The sequence below is a fragment of the Vibrio sp. Vb0667 genome (genome assembly GCF_033391095.1).
Map to the genome: position 1 here is coordinate 173,284 of NZ_JAWPOL010000001.1, position 13,557 is coordinate 186,840.

At 45.8% G+C, this 13,557-nt stretch carries 15 protein-coding genes; 5 read left to right on the forward strand and 10 right to left on the reverse strand.

The window, feature by feature from the left end; translation table 11 throughout:
- Positions 1 to 127 precede the first annotated feature (127 nt).
- From R8269_RS00840 to R8269_RS00850, 3 genes are all read right to left on the reverse strand, one after another.
- Positions 128 to 661 carry a copper resistance protein NlpE gene (locus tag R8269_RS00840; RefSeq protein WP_005373930.1) on the reverse strand — a complete coding sequence of 178 codons (534 nt, stop codon included), beginning with the start codon at positions 659 to 661 and terminating at the stop codon, positions 128 to 130.
- 260 nt (positions 662 to 921) lie between these two features.
- On the reverse strand, positions 922 to 2,151 hold the full coding sequence (locus tag R8269_RS00845) for a quaternary amine ABC transporter ATP-binding protein (RefSeq protein WP_258478789.1): 1,230 nt from the start codon (positions 2,149 to 2,151) through the stop codon (positions 922 to 924).
- On the reverse strand, positions 2,144 to 3,043 hold the full coding sequence (locus tag R8269_RS00850) for an ABC transporter permease (protein WP_053349335.1): 900 nt from the start codon (positions 3,041 to 3,043) through the stop codon (positions 2,144 to 2,146). Before R8269_RS00850 ends, R8269_RS00845 begins: the two co-directional genes overlap by 8 nt.
- 499 nt (positions 3,044 to 3,542) lie before the next feature.
- Between R8269_RS00850 and R8269_RS00855 the strand changes: the two genes are divergently transcribed.
- From R8269_RS00855 to nqrM, 3 genes are read left to right on the forward strand one after another with little or no spacing between them, the layout of a single operon-like run.
- Positions 3,543 to 3,833, forward strand: a complete 291-nt coding sequence (locus R8269_RS00855; protein ID WP_005373924.1) for a DUF134 domain-containing protein — start codon at positions 3,543 to 3,545, stop codon at positions 3,831 to 3,833.
- Entirely contained in the window at positions 3,830 to 4,336 is a 507-nt protein-coding gene (locus R8269_RS00860) for a NifB/NifX family molybdenum-iron cluster-binding protein (protein WP_005387209.1), read from the forward strand. Before R8269_RS00855 ends, R8269_RS00860 begins: the two co-directional genes overlap by 4 nt.
- 1 nt (position 4,337) lies before the next feature.
- On the forward strand, positions 4,338 to 4,547 hold the full coding sequence (nqrM, locus tag R8269_RS00865; RefSeq protein WP_017635136.1) for a (Na+)-NQR maturation NqrM: 210 nt from the start codon (positions 4,338 to 4,340) through the stop codon (positions 4,545 to 4,547).
- Here nqrM and R8269_RS00870 read toward each other — a convergent pair.
- The gene (locus tag R8269_RS00870; RefSeq protein WP_262649082.1) at positions 4,525 to 5,337 is read right to left on the reverse strand and encodes an aminoglycoside phosphotransferase family protein; all 813 of its coding nucleotides are present in this window, start codon (positions 5,335 to 5,337) and stop codon (positions 4,525 to 4,527) included. The genes nqrM and R8269_RS00870 overlap by 23 nt on opposite strands.
- Before the next feature lie 187 nt (positions 5,338 to 5,524).
- Between R8269_RS00870 and R8269_RS00875 the strand changes: the two genes are divergently transcribed.
- Positions 5,525 to 5,719: a hypothetical protein gene (locus R8269_RS00875; RefSeq protein WP_005373920.1), complete on the forward strand. Its 195-nt coding sequence runs from the start codon at positions 5,525 to 5,527 to the stop codon at positions 5,717 to 5,719.
- A gap of 75 nt (positions 5,720 to 5,794) precedes the next feature.
- Here the strand turns inward: R8269_RS00875 and fusA are convergent, their stop codons facing one another.
- From fusA to R8269_RS00900, 5 genes are all read right to left on the reverse strand, one after another.
- Entirely contained in the window at positions 5,795 to 7,819 is a 2,025-nt protein-coding gene (fusA, locus tag R8269_RS00880) for an elongation factor G (RefSeq protein WP_042523303.1), read from the reverse strand.
- A 294-nt stretch (positions 7,820 to 8,113) separates the two neighbouring features.
- Positions 8,114 to 9,106 (reverse strand): N-acetyl-D-Glu racemase DgcA, encoded by a 993-nt coding sequence (gene dgcA, locus R8269_RS00885; protein WP_262649084.1) that lies wholly within the window; start codon positions 9,104 to 9,106, stop codon positions 8,114 to 8,116.
- Positions 9,107 to 9,156: 50 nt separating this feature from the next.
- Positions 9,157 to 10,161: an N-acetyltransferase DgcN gene (dgcN, locus tag R8269_RS00890; RefSeq protein ID WP_191115971.1), complete on the reverse strand. Its 1,005-nt coding sequence runs from the start codon at positions 10,159 to 10,161 to the stop codon at positions 9,157 to 9,159.
- A 101-nt stretch (positions 10,162 to 10,262) separates the two neighbouring features.
- A complete protein-coding gene (locus R8269_RS00895; RefSeq protein WP_215810473.1) occupies positions 10,263 to 11,144 on the reverse strand; it encodes a LysR family transcriptional regulator in 882 nt (293 codons plus the stop codon).
- Between the two features lie 154 nt (positions 11,145 to 11,298).
- Complete coding sequence (locus R8269_RS00900; RefSeq protein ID WP_042523295.1) at positions 11,299 to 12,507, reverse strand: MFS transporter; 1,209 nt, start codon at positions 12,505 to 12,507, stop codon at positions 11,299 to 11,301.
- 201 nt (positions 12,508 to 12,708) lie between these two features.
- Between R8269_RS00900 and soxR the strand changes: the two genes are divergently transcribed.
- Positions 12,709 to 13,143 carry a redox-sensitive transcriptional activator SoxR gene (gene soxR, locus R8269_RS00905; protein ID WP_005373898.1) on the forward strand — a complete coding sequence of 145 codons (435 nt, stop codon included), beginning with the start codon at positions 12,709 to 12,711 and terminating at the stop codon, positions 13,141 to 13,143.
- A gap of 9 nt (positions 13,144 to 13,152) precedes the next feature.
- On the opposite strand, the gene R8269_RS00910 is transcribed toward soxR, so the two are convergent.
- Positions 13,153 to 13,548, reverse strand: a complete 396-nt coding sequence (locus R8269_RS00910; RefSeq protein ID WP_005373896.1) for a DUF2391 family protein — start codon at positions 13,546 to 13,548, stop codon at positions 13,153 to 13,155.
- Between the last annotated feature and the right edge of the window lie 9 nt (positions 13,549 to 13,557).

Here is a 13,557-nt window from a genome sequence, read left to right on the forward strand (position 1 = left end):
AGGGTAAGAAGCAGAATGTTGCTTCAGAATAGAAAGGTTGCTGGAATAGCTTTCGTTAAAACAGCGAAAAAATCCGAGCTGGGGTGGCTCGGATTTTGGGTATTTATCAGGTATTGATACTAGCTTCTTACTGTTTCGTTAAGTTGTATAGTGGTGCTAGGTCACCCGTTACTTTTTCGCCATTCATGTCTAGCTTCATAAGTACGTTTTCACCAACAAAGTATTGGTTTGGTGCATCTTCATTTGTCAACGTTACGATGCTGCCATTTGCGTCCCAAGTGAATTGACCTTCAGATTTTGATTGACCGTCTTCTTTGTCTTGGTAGCTTTCTTCAAGTACGTAAGTGCCATCTTGATTTAGTGTGATGGTCATATCGATACCAGCACAATCCGCGCAAGGTAGTGTTCCTTTGTAGGTGCCGTTCCAGTCCAGAGCACTTTGTGCGTTGTGTTCAGAGTCTACAAATGTCTCTTCAGTAATTACCTGTTCTTCTTCTACTGGTAACGTGTCAATTGTCTCAGTCGTAACGTCTGCACTGGTGGTGACTTCAGTTTCCGTTGCCTGAGGTACTTCAACTGCGCTTGTTTCGGCAGGTTTCTCATCTTGACAGCCTGCAAGAATGATTACCGCGCCTGTTAGTGCCAACATTGTCTTTTTCATTTTATCCCTCTTTAAATCAAGATTTTGTATGAGAGTAATAGTAGACATTTATCGAGGATTTGCGTCATCAAAAAGCAATAGAATGATCTAACTATGTCAATAAAACCGGATATGAGCATGAAATTGTCAGGAAAATCAGAACAATGTAAATGTTGCTTTGGGTATCAAGCTTGAGCCCACAGACAAATATCTAAAAGGGGATTGTGAGCGAGTTAATTGATAACAGCTCACATTGTTGTGAGCTGTATTATCAACATCATCTAAGAAACGTTATTGAAGCTTGAGTGTGAAGTGCCTCGTTTTGTGCTTCGTTGATCAGAAAACAGCTCCGCAATAACCTGACGATTTAATTCGCCTTTCAAATGGCCGTGCTCATCGATGACGGGCAGTGAATGTTCACACGACATGACTTCAGTCAGCACTTGCTCAATGGCTAAATGTGGAGAGATGATAGGCACCTCTTCATAGATATCATCACGCCAATCTGATAGGTGAGTTAACTTCGCTGCGTTTAGCAATCCTTGCTGTGTTATCACGCCTTGATAGCCTGCATTGGTCTCATGGTAGGCATAATCACGTTTAACACGTTTCATTTCACTCAGCGCATCTTCAATGGTTTCAGCGCGAACACAGTACGAAGGTGGCTGCATCAGCGTTTCGACCGTCAGTGCTCGCGCTCTATTGACGTCTTTTACAAAGGCTTCAACGTACTCATCGGCAGGATGCAGTAAAATTTCGTCTGGTGAACCTTGTTGGACAAGTTCACCGTCTTTAAGAATCGCGATGCGATCGCCAAGTCGAAGCGCTTCATCTAAATCATGAGTAATGAAAATAATGGTTTTGTGCAGCTTCTGTTGCAGCTCTACCAACTGATCTTGCATTTCGCTCCGAATCAGAGGGTCCAATGCTGAGAAAGCCTCGTCCATCAACAGTATTTCGGCGTCGGTAGCCAGTGCCCGTGCAAGGCCCACACGCTGTTGCTGTCCACCCGATAGTTGAGCAGGATACTGGTGCTCATAACCCGTCAGTCCAACGGTTTCTAACCATTCATTTGCTTTTTCTAAGCGCTCCTCTTTACTCATTCCCTGAACTTCCAAACCATATGCGATGTTGTCGATAACAGTGCGATGAGGCAGCAAGCCAAAGCGTTGGAACACCATAGACATCTTGTGACGGCGAAACTGTTCAAGTTCTTTGTTAGAAAGTTGCATGACATCCACCCCTTCTACCAAGATCTGCCCCATGGTTGGATCGATTAATCTATTGAAGTGGCGAATCATGGTGGATTTTCCAGAACCGGATAATCCCATAATGACAAAAATTTCACCCTTTTGAATTTGCAGGTTGATGTCTTTTAGTCCGACCGTGTGGCCCGTTTCCGCTAAAACCTGCTCTTTACTATGTCCCAACTTAACGCGCTCAATCACGCTATTGGGTCTGGTACCGAAGATTTTATAAAGACCGCTGATTTCGATAAGTGGACTAGTCATGTTTTGAATCTCTTAAATGAGCTTGAGTGCGTTTCGCATACGCTTGTGAAGCACGATCAAAAAGGATTGCTAGGGCGACAATTGCTAAACCATTGAGAAGACCAAGAGTGAAATATTGATTGGTAATAGACTTTAGAACAGGCTGACCTAAACCTTTTACCCCAATCATTGATGCGATGACCACCATTGACAGTGCCATCATGATCGTTTGGTTAATTCCCGCCATGATGGTTGGCATTGCAAGCGGAAGCTGAACTCCAAAAAGCCGTTGCCGAGTGCTGGCACCAAATGCGGTTGCGGCTTCCAATACTTCTTTATCAACTAGACGAATGCCCAAATTGGTTAAACGAATAACCGGTGGAATCGCGTAGATCACTACTGCGATAAGGCCAGGAATTTTCCCGATGCCCAATAACATCACAACTGGAATGAGATACACAAATGCTGGCATGGTCTGCATGACGTCGAGTAATGGTGTTACCACCGACTGAATGCGATTAGAGCGCGCCATAGCAATGCCGATAGGGATACCAATTGCGATGGCAAGCATAGTACATACAGTGATGATACTGAGCGTGCGCATAGTGTCTTCCCACATTCCAAAATAGCCAATCAGAATCAGCGAACCAAAACATGCAGCGGCCAGTTTCCAAGAGCGGCTAGCGGCATAAACGAGAGTGGTGCAGACACCTAAAATAATGAACCAAGGTGTAGAAATCAGAAGCTTTTCAAACCAGACAAGAAACGCCAGGAGCGGATCAAACAGAGACTCAATGAGTTCACCATACTCGCGAGAGAAATCTCTGTAGGCGCCGTCGAGTGTTTTGCGAATCGCCCTGAGATCAGAGGCATCCATTTCCGGGAATTCGCTGAGCCAATTTGAGTCAGACATATGTACTTCCTTTTTCTGATATACCTAAGCGCTTTCAAGAAACTTAATTTGGCAAGAAGAGTAGGGCATCTAGGCCAAGTAATGGTCGTTCGACAGGTTCTGTATCGAAAGTATTACCCTTTAAGCTCAGGCCAATGTCGTCAAACTTCTCTTTTTCGTTCCTTAGGTATACATCCTTTAAATAAAACAATCATTAGTGTTCAAACTAATGATTTGCTTGGATTATAGTTTTTCTTCTTCAATAAAATGAACACATTAGCGTGTATTTGTATGAAAAATCTGCGCAAACTAACGTTTTTATTATCCGGTTAATTAGAATTGATCTTTTTGTTCGTTTGTCATCAAAATTCCTAAATTATTAGATGTCTAATTAATGCTGATGTATTACGTATTTGTCGTGTTGATTTTTGCAAACTTAGTTTATTGGCATATGCTAAAAATGTTATTGGCATATGCCAGTTTAAGGCGTAATTTGACTCTGTGTTTTTGAGGGACAATGATGGCAAGACCAAAGATAGAAAGACGAATATGCGGACGTGCGGCTCACCATTGCTTTAAGCCCAATGGCATTCCATTTAATCAGTTGGAGCAAGTCGCCATATTACCAGAAGAGTTAGAAGCGCTACGTTTAGCCGACTTAGAGGGGCTTAGCCAGCAGCAAGCTGCGGAGCAGATGGGCGTTTCTAGACAAACTTTTGGTAACACAGTAAAAAGTGCAAGATTGAAAGTCGCAAAAAGTTTAGTTGAAGGTCATGCATTAGTTTTTCCGAATGAGGAGTCAAACTTATGATTTATGCTATTCCTAATGATGGTGAGCGGGTGGCAAACCACTTTGTAAAAGCACCATACATTGCTATTTATTCTGATACTGACGGTATGCTAAAAAACTTAGCGAACATAGCTTCTATGCCACAAGCGGGTTGTAATGCGAAGTCTCAGTTGATTCAGTCTCTACAAGGGTACAATGTGGATGCTGTTCTTGTGCGAAATATCGGTGAACGTGTATTGGCAAAGCTACTTAGCAGTGGCACGCCAGTATTTAGGCTGTCTACTCGTAGTTCCTTGGAAGATGTGCTTGCGGTTCCAAGAGAGCCTTTGATTGAGCCCTCTCAAGGACGCCCATCAAACAATCATAAGAAAAGTGTTCACAAACAAAAAGGCGGCTGCGGCTCCTGTGGTTGTGGTGGCCAAAAATCAAAACCCTCCTTGTTGGCAAGACCTAAGGCGCTACTCAAAGCAACATCTAGCCCTGCTATACTTAAGCTAGAGTCGATGGCTAATAAGGCAGGTTAATATGGTTTGGTTATTTACCTTTCTTGGTTTTCTCGCAATCATTTTGTTGATGTCACTTGGCGTCATTTTTCACAACAAGCGCATTCAAGGAAGTTGCGGCGGTTTAAACAACGTCGGTGTTGATAAAGTATGCAACTGCGAAACCTCATGCGCAGAACCTGAAAGGCGTTTATATCAAATCTCAGAGCCTAACTCATCACCTGAGCGTTAAGGCTTTTGGCCCATTGCGGCAAGGTTTGCCGAAACCAGTCCAAATACTTGCTGGTCTGCGGATTCTCTCTGGAGACCAGTATGTTGACTACCTCGACAACGATCCACGCTTTTGCTAGTCCGATATCGCGCGCCAATTCTGTTGTTTCACCTTTCTCTGCGCACTTTATATATTTGTCTGCTACGTTCAAGTAATCATCAAATGTGCCCATGCCCTCGATGAGCGGCGCTAAATCTATCGCGACATGCCCTGTAGAAAAGCGCTCCCAGTCGAACAGCACCAGCTCGCCATTTTGGCGCTGTCCCCAGTTTCCTGCATTGGTGTCTCCGGAGATCAAGTTCTGCCCATCGAAAAGGTGCGCCGATCGTTGTTGTAGCTGGTGGAAGAACTGTTCTGTCTCTGAGCCCAGTTTAAGTGTTGCGAGTGCTTGTTGAGTCGCTTGTGGTGTCCACTGGTGGCGGTGATAAACACCATCTGATGTTGGTGGAAGTCGGTGCAGTTTGACGAGTTGTTCAATGACTCGATCATCTTCAAGTAAGAATGCTTGCTCGACTGCGTGGGGAACGTATTCAATGTACAGAACGTTTTTCTGGTCGTCGAGTTGAATCAAGCGCGGTACGTGTATTCCAAGCGCGTTAAACTGCTCGGCATAGCGTTGATAAAACGCCACTTCTATTTGAGTAGGGTTACGTTTTTCTATTACTTGGACGCCATCTTTTTCGATGAGAAAAACTTTGGCACTGCCCATTTGGTTGAGTTCTTGTTGCGACACCGGACTTCCTGTCTTCATGTAGAGAGAGCTCACCTTAATCGCTGCACTCACGTTTTCCAATAGCCACGACAAAGTGCCTCAAAAATATTAAATGCAACTGTTTAAATATGATTTTGCTGTGAGTGTCTAAATTTTACACAGTCTCGCCTGTACTCCGATAAATTCGTTCTACGCTTACTATTCGTCTTAATAAAGGAGAACCAAAATGGCTGTAATGAAGCAGGATATTCCAAATCGTGTAACGGTTTACCATGACAATATCGATCAAGAACAAGAGCTGAAAAATGCGATGCTGCCAGAGAAACCGCGCTACTTTAACGGTGCTCCGACTTACAAAGCGAACAGCATCGAAGAGTTTGAAAGCAAAATCAGTCAGATAGGTTTGTCTCTCGATAAATAATTTTTCTTTTACCTAAAAGCGCCCTCAAAATGAGGGCGCTTTTTTGTTTATGTGATTGATTTGAATCGTAGGGAATTAACCTTGTTGTGCACTGCCTTGGCAGACCTGTTTTTGCACTGCTGGTGGCGCGGGCTCGTAATGGCTTAAAGTCATACTAAAACTGCCTTCACCACCCGTGATAGCTCGTAATCGACGAGCGTAATCTTGCAGCTCGTTTACTGGTGACTTGGCTCTGAGTAAGGTGAAGCTACTGTCGATTGGCTCGGTGCCTTCGATTAAGCCTCGGTTTCCAGATAAATCTCCAGAAACATCGCCAACGTTCGCGGTTGGGATGTGCAGTTCCATCTGGACAATGGGTTCTAGCACAATAGGATCTGCGTTGTTAATCGCATCTAAAAAGGCTTTCTTACCTGCGATGACAAACGCTATTTCTTTCGAATCGACGGAGTGATATTTACCGTCATAAACGGTGACTTCCACATCCTTAATTGGGTTGCCAGAAATCGCGCCTTCCTCTAACGCTTGCAAAATACCTTTTTCAACAGCAGGAATGAGCGCGGTTGGAATGGCGCCACCCACCACTTTGTTGATGAACTTAAATCCGGCACCACGTTCGAGTGGACGAACCTTCAATTGCACTTCACCAAATTGGCCTGCACCGCCACTTTGTTTTTTGTGTCGATAATGCCCTTCGGCAGGTTTGGTGATGGTTTCAAAGTATTCGACGCTTGGTTGGCAGGTTTCGACGTCCAGTTTGTACACGTTCGCCATCTTTTCTAATGCGACTTTGAGGTGAAACTCCCCTTGGCCGCTGATGATGGTTTCGTTGGTGCGAGCGCGATGTTCGATGCGCAGAGAAGGATCTTCACTGGCAATTTTATTCAGCACATCTCCTAATTTTTGCTCATCTCCACGCTTAAGAGGCTTCAAGCACAAAGAATACATGGGGTCAGGAAGATCCAACGTTTTGAGTTGAACACCATCTTCTTCGTGAGAGTCATGAACGATTGAATCGAATTCGAGATCATCCACTTTGGCTAAAACGCAGAAGTCGCCTGTAAGCGCGCGAGGGATCTCGGTTCTATCTTTGCCCTGCAGTTGATATAAGTGCCCAACCTTGAATGCCTTGTTGCTTTCGCCAATATAAAGCTGGCTGCCCGCATTGATTTCACCCTGATATACACGTAAGTAGGCAAGTTTTCCCATATATGGGTCGACGCTGACTTTGTACACGTGTGCGACGGTGTGCTCTAAGGTTTCGCAATTTACTTTGATTTTTTTGCCGTTCTTTTCCAGTTGAGGAGGGTTACCCTCGTTTGGCATGGGCATGATCTCCGCCAAGGTGCGTAGCAGCAGCTCGACGCCCGCACCGGTTTGTGCTGAGACAAAACAGACAGGAATCACATGTCCAGTTCTCAGTGCTTCTTCAAACGGATCATGCAGTTGCTCTGCGGTGAGTTCGGAGCCTTGTTCCAGATACAGTTCCATTAGTTCTTCATCGACTTCGATAACTTGGTCAATTAAGGTCTCATGAGCTTCATCTACCGTTGCAAGTAAGGTTTCTCGTCCCAATTCTGGTTCGAAATAGCAGTCAACTACAGATTCTCCGTCAGTCGAAGGTAAGTTGATCGGCAAGCAGTGGTCACCAAAATGCTCAACGATGTTCTCCATCAATCTCTCTAACTGATTACCGTGGTTATCGAGCTTATTGATGATGATCATCTGACATTTTTGCTGCTCTTTTGCAAAGGTGAATAGGCGATCGGAAGTTTGGTTTAGTGGTGTTTGAGGGTCGATGACAAGGGCGGATGTTTCAACGGCAGGAAAAACGCTGATAGTACGGCCAAGTAACTCGTTTTGTCCCGGAGTGTCGATGATATTGAGCCGGTGTTTATTCCAGCGCAGTGCGACTGGCGTTGCTTCAATACTGTGTTGATATTGGATGGATTGAGGGTCGAAGTCGGTAACAGTATCGCCTTTTTCTACGCTGCCTAAATGGTGGGTGGCATCGCAGGTGAAGAGCAGTTTTTCTATCAGTGTGGTTTTACCGGTCCCGGTTTGACCGACAAAAGCGATATTGCGTATTTTATTGATAGGCATAGAGCCTCCTTGCAAGATGGCGTGAAAAACCTACGAATTGCTAGGAAGTGGGTTGTTATAGAAACCCACGCACTGCATTGGAGTAGGGCGGGATTACCGCCTATTCGTTTTCCACGTCATTTTCCGGATGACTCGATGCATAAGATCACCTTCTTGGACTACTGGAATCTTAGCATGCCTCAATAACCATATAATTTATGTGACTTATTTCATGATGGGGCTGATTGTTTTTTTTATCGAGATCATAAACTCAGAGGTTCTGACTTTTGGAGTAAAACCTCTGGATTGTTTAGGCTATTTGGAAAGAACGATTTCGCCGTCGCGATAAACCAAGCTTGGCGTTACATCTTGTCCTAGTAACACCGGGCCATCAAGATCGACAACGCTCGCCTGAGCAGCAATGGGTAACGCGGCTCGCATCGCCAGCGACGTCCCCAACATACAGCCGGACATGAGGCTAAAACCGAGTTTTTGGGCGTCGTCGGCTAATAATAGTGCTTCAGTGAGCCCGCCAGTTTTATCTAGCTTAATGTTCACCATCTCGTATTTGCCAAGCAGTTGATGCAATTGCTCTCTGGTGTGACAACTCTCATCGGCGCAAAGTGGAATGGGGTGTGGAATGCTGGCGAGTACGTCGTCGCAGTCTTGTGACAACGGTTGCTCGATCATGGTGATATTAAACGGTTCGAGTTGAGCAAATACCGTCGCGAGGTCGAGGTTTTGCCACGCTTCATTCGCATCTAAGACAATTTGTGCGTGCGGCGCGGCATCGCGTACTGCTGCAACGCGCTCAATCACGTTTTCACCATCCAGTTTTACCTTTAGCAGTTTTGCGCCTTGGCTAAGGTAAGCTTGTGCCTGTTTTGCCATCGCTTGCGGCGTGTCGATAGAAACCGTCATCGCCGTCACAATCGCCTCGGGTAACGTAAAGAGGTCGTGAACCTGTTGCTTGTGGCTCAAAAGCGCGTGAAGATGCCAAAGGGCGCAATCCAATGCATTTCTTGCCGCCCCCGCGGGCAATAACGATTGAAGCTGGCTTTTGAGAACCATGACATCAGCTTCGCCTTTGGCATACAAACTTTGCAGTTCATGTGCGGCGTGAGAAATCGCCTTAATCACCGATTCAACCGATTCACCATAACGAGGGTATGGCGTGCATTCACCTTGGGCTGTCATGCCTCGATGTTCAATTGTCACTCGGACTAAGTGGCACTCTGTCCGACTGCCGCGAGAGATGCGAAATGGTGTCGCCATGGCAAGCGTGACAGGTTCTACATGAATTTTCATCTCACTAGTTTTCCCTAAACCGCAGTTATTTTCTAAACCGTAAATGTTTCTTAAATCGTAAGGAGCCTATCTGCAACCGCATCAACGCCAAAACGTACAGGGTCGGTGACGGGCACTTGGTATTTGTCGCTCCAATCCTGGCATAACTGGGCTGCATCTTCTTCGCTGACCGCCGAAGTGTTCAAGCAAATACCCACTAATTGAGCGTTTGGATTTGTTAGGCGAGCAGCGGCCAGATTCGCTTCTATCGTTTGTTCAATGGTTGGCAAGCTCGCATGTGGTAAGTTGCGGATGTGCGGGCGACCAATCTCATGGCACAGTATCAGAGCGTCAGCTTGTGCGCCGTGAAGTAAGCCCAAACTTACGCCAGCAAACGAAGGGTTAAACAATGAACCTTGCCCTTCGATGATGTCCCAATCGTGATCGGTGAACTTAGGGCTGATCGCTTCTACTGCGCCGGAGATAAAATCGGCAACTACGGCATCAATCGAAATGCCACTGCCTGCGATGAGAATTCCGGTTTGACCCGTTGCTTTGAACTCTGCACGACAGTTTTTACGCTTCAATGCATGCTCAATGGCAAGGGCAGAGTACATTTTGCCAACGGAGCAATCTGTCCCTACAGTAAGTACTCGCTTGCCTGCGCGAGCTTTGCCATTGCCGACCTTGAGCGGGGCATCATAATGACGAACATCATATAGTTTGGTTAATCCGCGTTGTTCTAGATCGGCAAGAGGAGCAAATTCCGCCAAACGTTGGTGCATGCCCGATGCAATTTCAAATCCCATCTCTGCCGCTTCAAGTAAGGTTGCTTGCCAAGCTTCGGGAATGACGCCTCCTGGATTTGCCGTGCCGAGCACCAGCGTTTTTGCTCCTTGCTGCTGCGCTTGTTGTATTGTCATGTCGGTTAAACCAAGCGATACGGTTTCTGGCGTCAGGCGGATTTGGCCAAGACAAATCTCAGGTCGCCATTGATATATGCCACGTGCGGTTTTTGCTGCGAGTGGATCGGTTACATCGCCAAGAAAAAGTAGGTAAGGTTGAGCAATTTGCATGATGGTTCCCTTCGTCATCGTTATTGCTCATTAATGTAGCCAGACTGATTTAGGAAACCGAATGCTTATTTGTTAGGCAGGTATAACTTCAGGTTATACCTTTAAACCATCTGTTGTTTTAGGGCGGTGATAAATTGCTTTGTCGCAATGGATTGAGGTGTGTGCTCTGCGAATAAAATAGAGACAGAGAAGGACATATTTGGCTCCGAAGCATGCACGGAAACGGCATTATCTTGGCGATATTGTTTTGCAGTCCAAGGGTCTACAATCGCGAATCCTGCTTCGTTTTTCACCAGTTCAGCCGCCGCGGAGTAGCTGCGGACGGTAATGGCATGTTGATAATGCTCGTCACGCGCTGACAAGGTTTGATGTAACAGCAAGCCCAGAGGGTCTCGGCTATCTAAACCGATAATGGGTAAATCGTGACTGATGAGTTCTTCTAAAGTGACGGTTTTTTCTGTGGGTATCGCTGCGCTTTTAGGGGCAATTAGCGCCAAGTTTTCTTTTAATAACATGTGTCCCATGATCGCTGGTGGCGTTTCTTCACCGAACGCAATGGCGACATCCAATTCATGTTTCAGTAAACCTGAGCACAGCTCATCGCGATTGGCCGTTAAGAGCTCAAAGGAGATGCTGTGCTCTTTCGACAACAACGCGACAGTCGGCGTTAACAAGTGTGCGGCCAAAACAGGCGGAGCACCGACTCGTAAATGTTGAGTTCCCTGTTTGACTTTGTTGGTCAGAGAGCGAAATTGTCCGAGTTGTTGATAGACTTTTTCAGCCTCTGGCAATAAGGCTTTGGCTTCTTGAGTTGGAACGAGACGGCCCTTTACACGCTCAAATAAAGCGAAGCTCAGTTGTTGTTCTGTATGGGCGAGAACTCGAGTGACATTAGGTTGGGAAACGTGCAGTAAGCGAGCCGCGCCTGACACCGTTCCTGCTTGCATAATGGCGTAAAAGACTTCTAATTGCCTTAAGTTCACTGCGATTTCTCTCTGCTCATGTTGGTCACCTCAGAATACCCAACCTTGCTGATAAGCGATAGAGGCAAAAGTGCTGGCGTAAAAAATAGGAAGACGATGTTGGTTGCCTTCCTATCTCGCTTTTTCAATTTCTCAACTTCTCAATTTCTATGCTTCACTTTGCTGCTGCATGAAGGGGCAGGTCGTTAAACGGCTCGACGTCTCGGCTGAGTAATCCCATCAAAATCACTGCTAATACCATGACAGCAGCTGCGATTGCAAAACCGTATTGTGTTAGTTCGTAATGACTCAATATTGCAATCAGGACGTAACTGAGAGATTGAATGGTGGTGGCAAACATGCTGATGCCGCCATCGACGCGACCTCGTTGATGAACCGCTACGGTGTGATGCATCCAGTTGACTCTCGCAATGCGATTTAGCGCGTTAAATACGCCAAACAGCGCCGTAAACAATAAGATGGTCAGCGGGCTCATCGCAAAACTCATCCCGATAAGCGCAAAAGAGACCATAACCATCGAAGCGAACATAATGTGGCTATGGGAGGAACGGCTTAGCACTTTGGTGACAATAAAGCCGGTTAGCAACGAGCCGAGGCCAAAACTGATGTTGAACCCTGCAAACCAATCGCCAGAGATGCCTTGTTCAGAAAACCAAATCGGCACCAGTTTGCTCAAATACGTCAATGCAGGATAAGAGAGGCAAGAGAGCAGAATAAAGCCATAAAATCGGGGTTCGAGGCGGAATATTTGTTTGCTCTCTTTGAGTTGCGCGATGAAAGCAACGGATTTTGATGCCCTTAATTGTTGGGTATAAGGCGTCAGAATATAGAACATCGCTGCTAACGCAGAGGCGCTGGCCGCAAACAAAGCAAACTCTTTCATACCCCACATTTCAAGCAAAACAATACCCAACGCGCCAGCTCCGAGGGTTGTGGATTGCATTACAATTTCTTGCTGACCCGAAATTTTCGCATACTCATGGTGCTGATAATTTTCTTGGGTGAAAGCGTTGTTGGTCGTCCATGCAAAATTACTCGAAACCCAATACACCAATTGTGCAAAAGCCAGCAACCAGTGTGACTCGAACCCTAACCAATAAGCAATGAACACCACCAAAGCCATACCCGATTGAATCCATTGATTGAGCACGAGTAGTACTTTGCGTGAATGTCGGTCAATTAAAGTGGAAAAGAAAGGCGTTGCTAGAAAAGAAATCGCGGTGCAGCTCAGAGAAACTAAAGCGACGAATGTACCCATGTTAGGTTCGGAAAGCATGACCCATGGCAGTGCCATCATGAATAAGCCAGAGGAAATGCTGTCGAAGAAGCGGCCAGCTAAGTACGGCTGAGTTTTATTTTTCATTATGTTTGCCTCTAACTCCCGATGGATTTCAAAAGGTTGATGTCCAACTGTCTTGTGTTTAACAACCAAGTCGTTCGCGCTGAACACATTATCTTGAGATCGCCGGGGTTTAGCGTTAATTAAGATGGTGCAACTTTAAAACCTCAAGTAAACTTGAGGTAAAGCATTTTTTTAACAAAATTGATACACAGGGAGTCAAGGATGGAAATCAGCGTAGGAGAAGTGGCAAAACGTTCTGGAGTGAAAGTATCTGCCCTACATTTTTACGAGCAAAAAGGACTGATTTCGAGTTGGAGAAATCAAGGTAATCAGCGTCGCTACCATCGCAGTGTGTTGCGCCGTGTTGCGGTGATCAAAGCAGCGCAGCAAGTTGGGTTGTCGTTAGAAGAAATTAAACATGCGTTAGATGAACTGCCGAAACACCAAGCCCCTAACAAAGCGCAATGGGAAGAAATGGCAAGCCATTGGCATGAACAGTTAGAACAAAAGATTCAAAAACTTAAAGCGTTGCAAAACGATTTAGGCGGATGCATTGGCTGCGGGTGCTTGTCGTTAGAAACCTGCGCACTGCGAAACCCAGAAGATGTATTAGGGAAAGACCACTCGGGGTCGAACTTAACGTTAGAAGAAGAGTAGCGATTATCTCTATTCTTTGTCGAAACTGTCGACTACGATCGCGCCCATCGAAGCAGGCATTGTGATGACGATAACGCGCTTTATCGCAACCAAAGGCTCATTCATGAGTGGCAGCTTATCAAGACAGAAAAGAACTAACGCTACCACAACGGCCGCAATGAGGTACGCGATAACCACACGAAAAATAAAGATGGATACGCGATTCTTGATGTGGCTTTGAAACACGCTTTGATACGCGAAAAAACTGAGGAAAATGACAGAAAGACTTAACAGCATGAGCAAGTTTGCCATTGGTAGGCTCTCACCCAATCGCCACGCCTCCTCCGAAAATGAGATCGGGACTGCTAGGGCAAAAGCACCAACCAATACTTGGCTAGCGTCTTCTAGATTAAAGTGGCTGCTCATGCTGTTTAT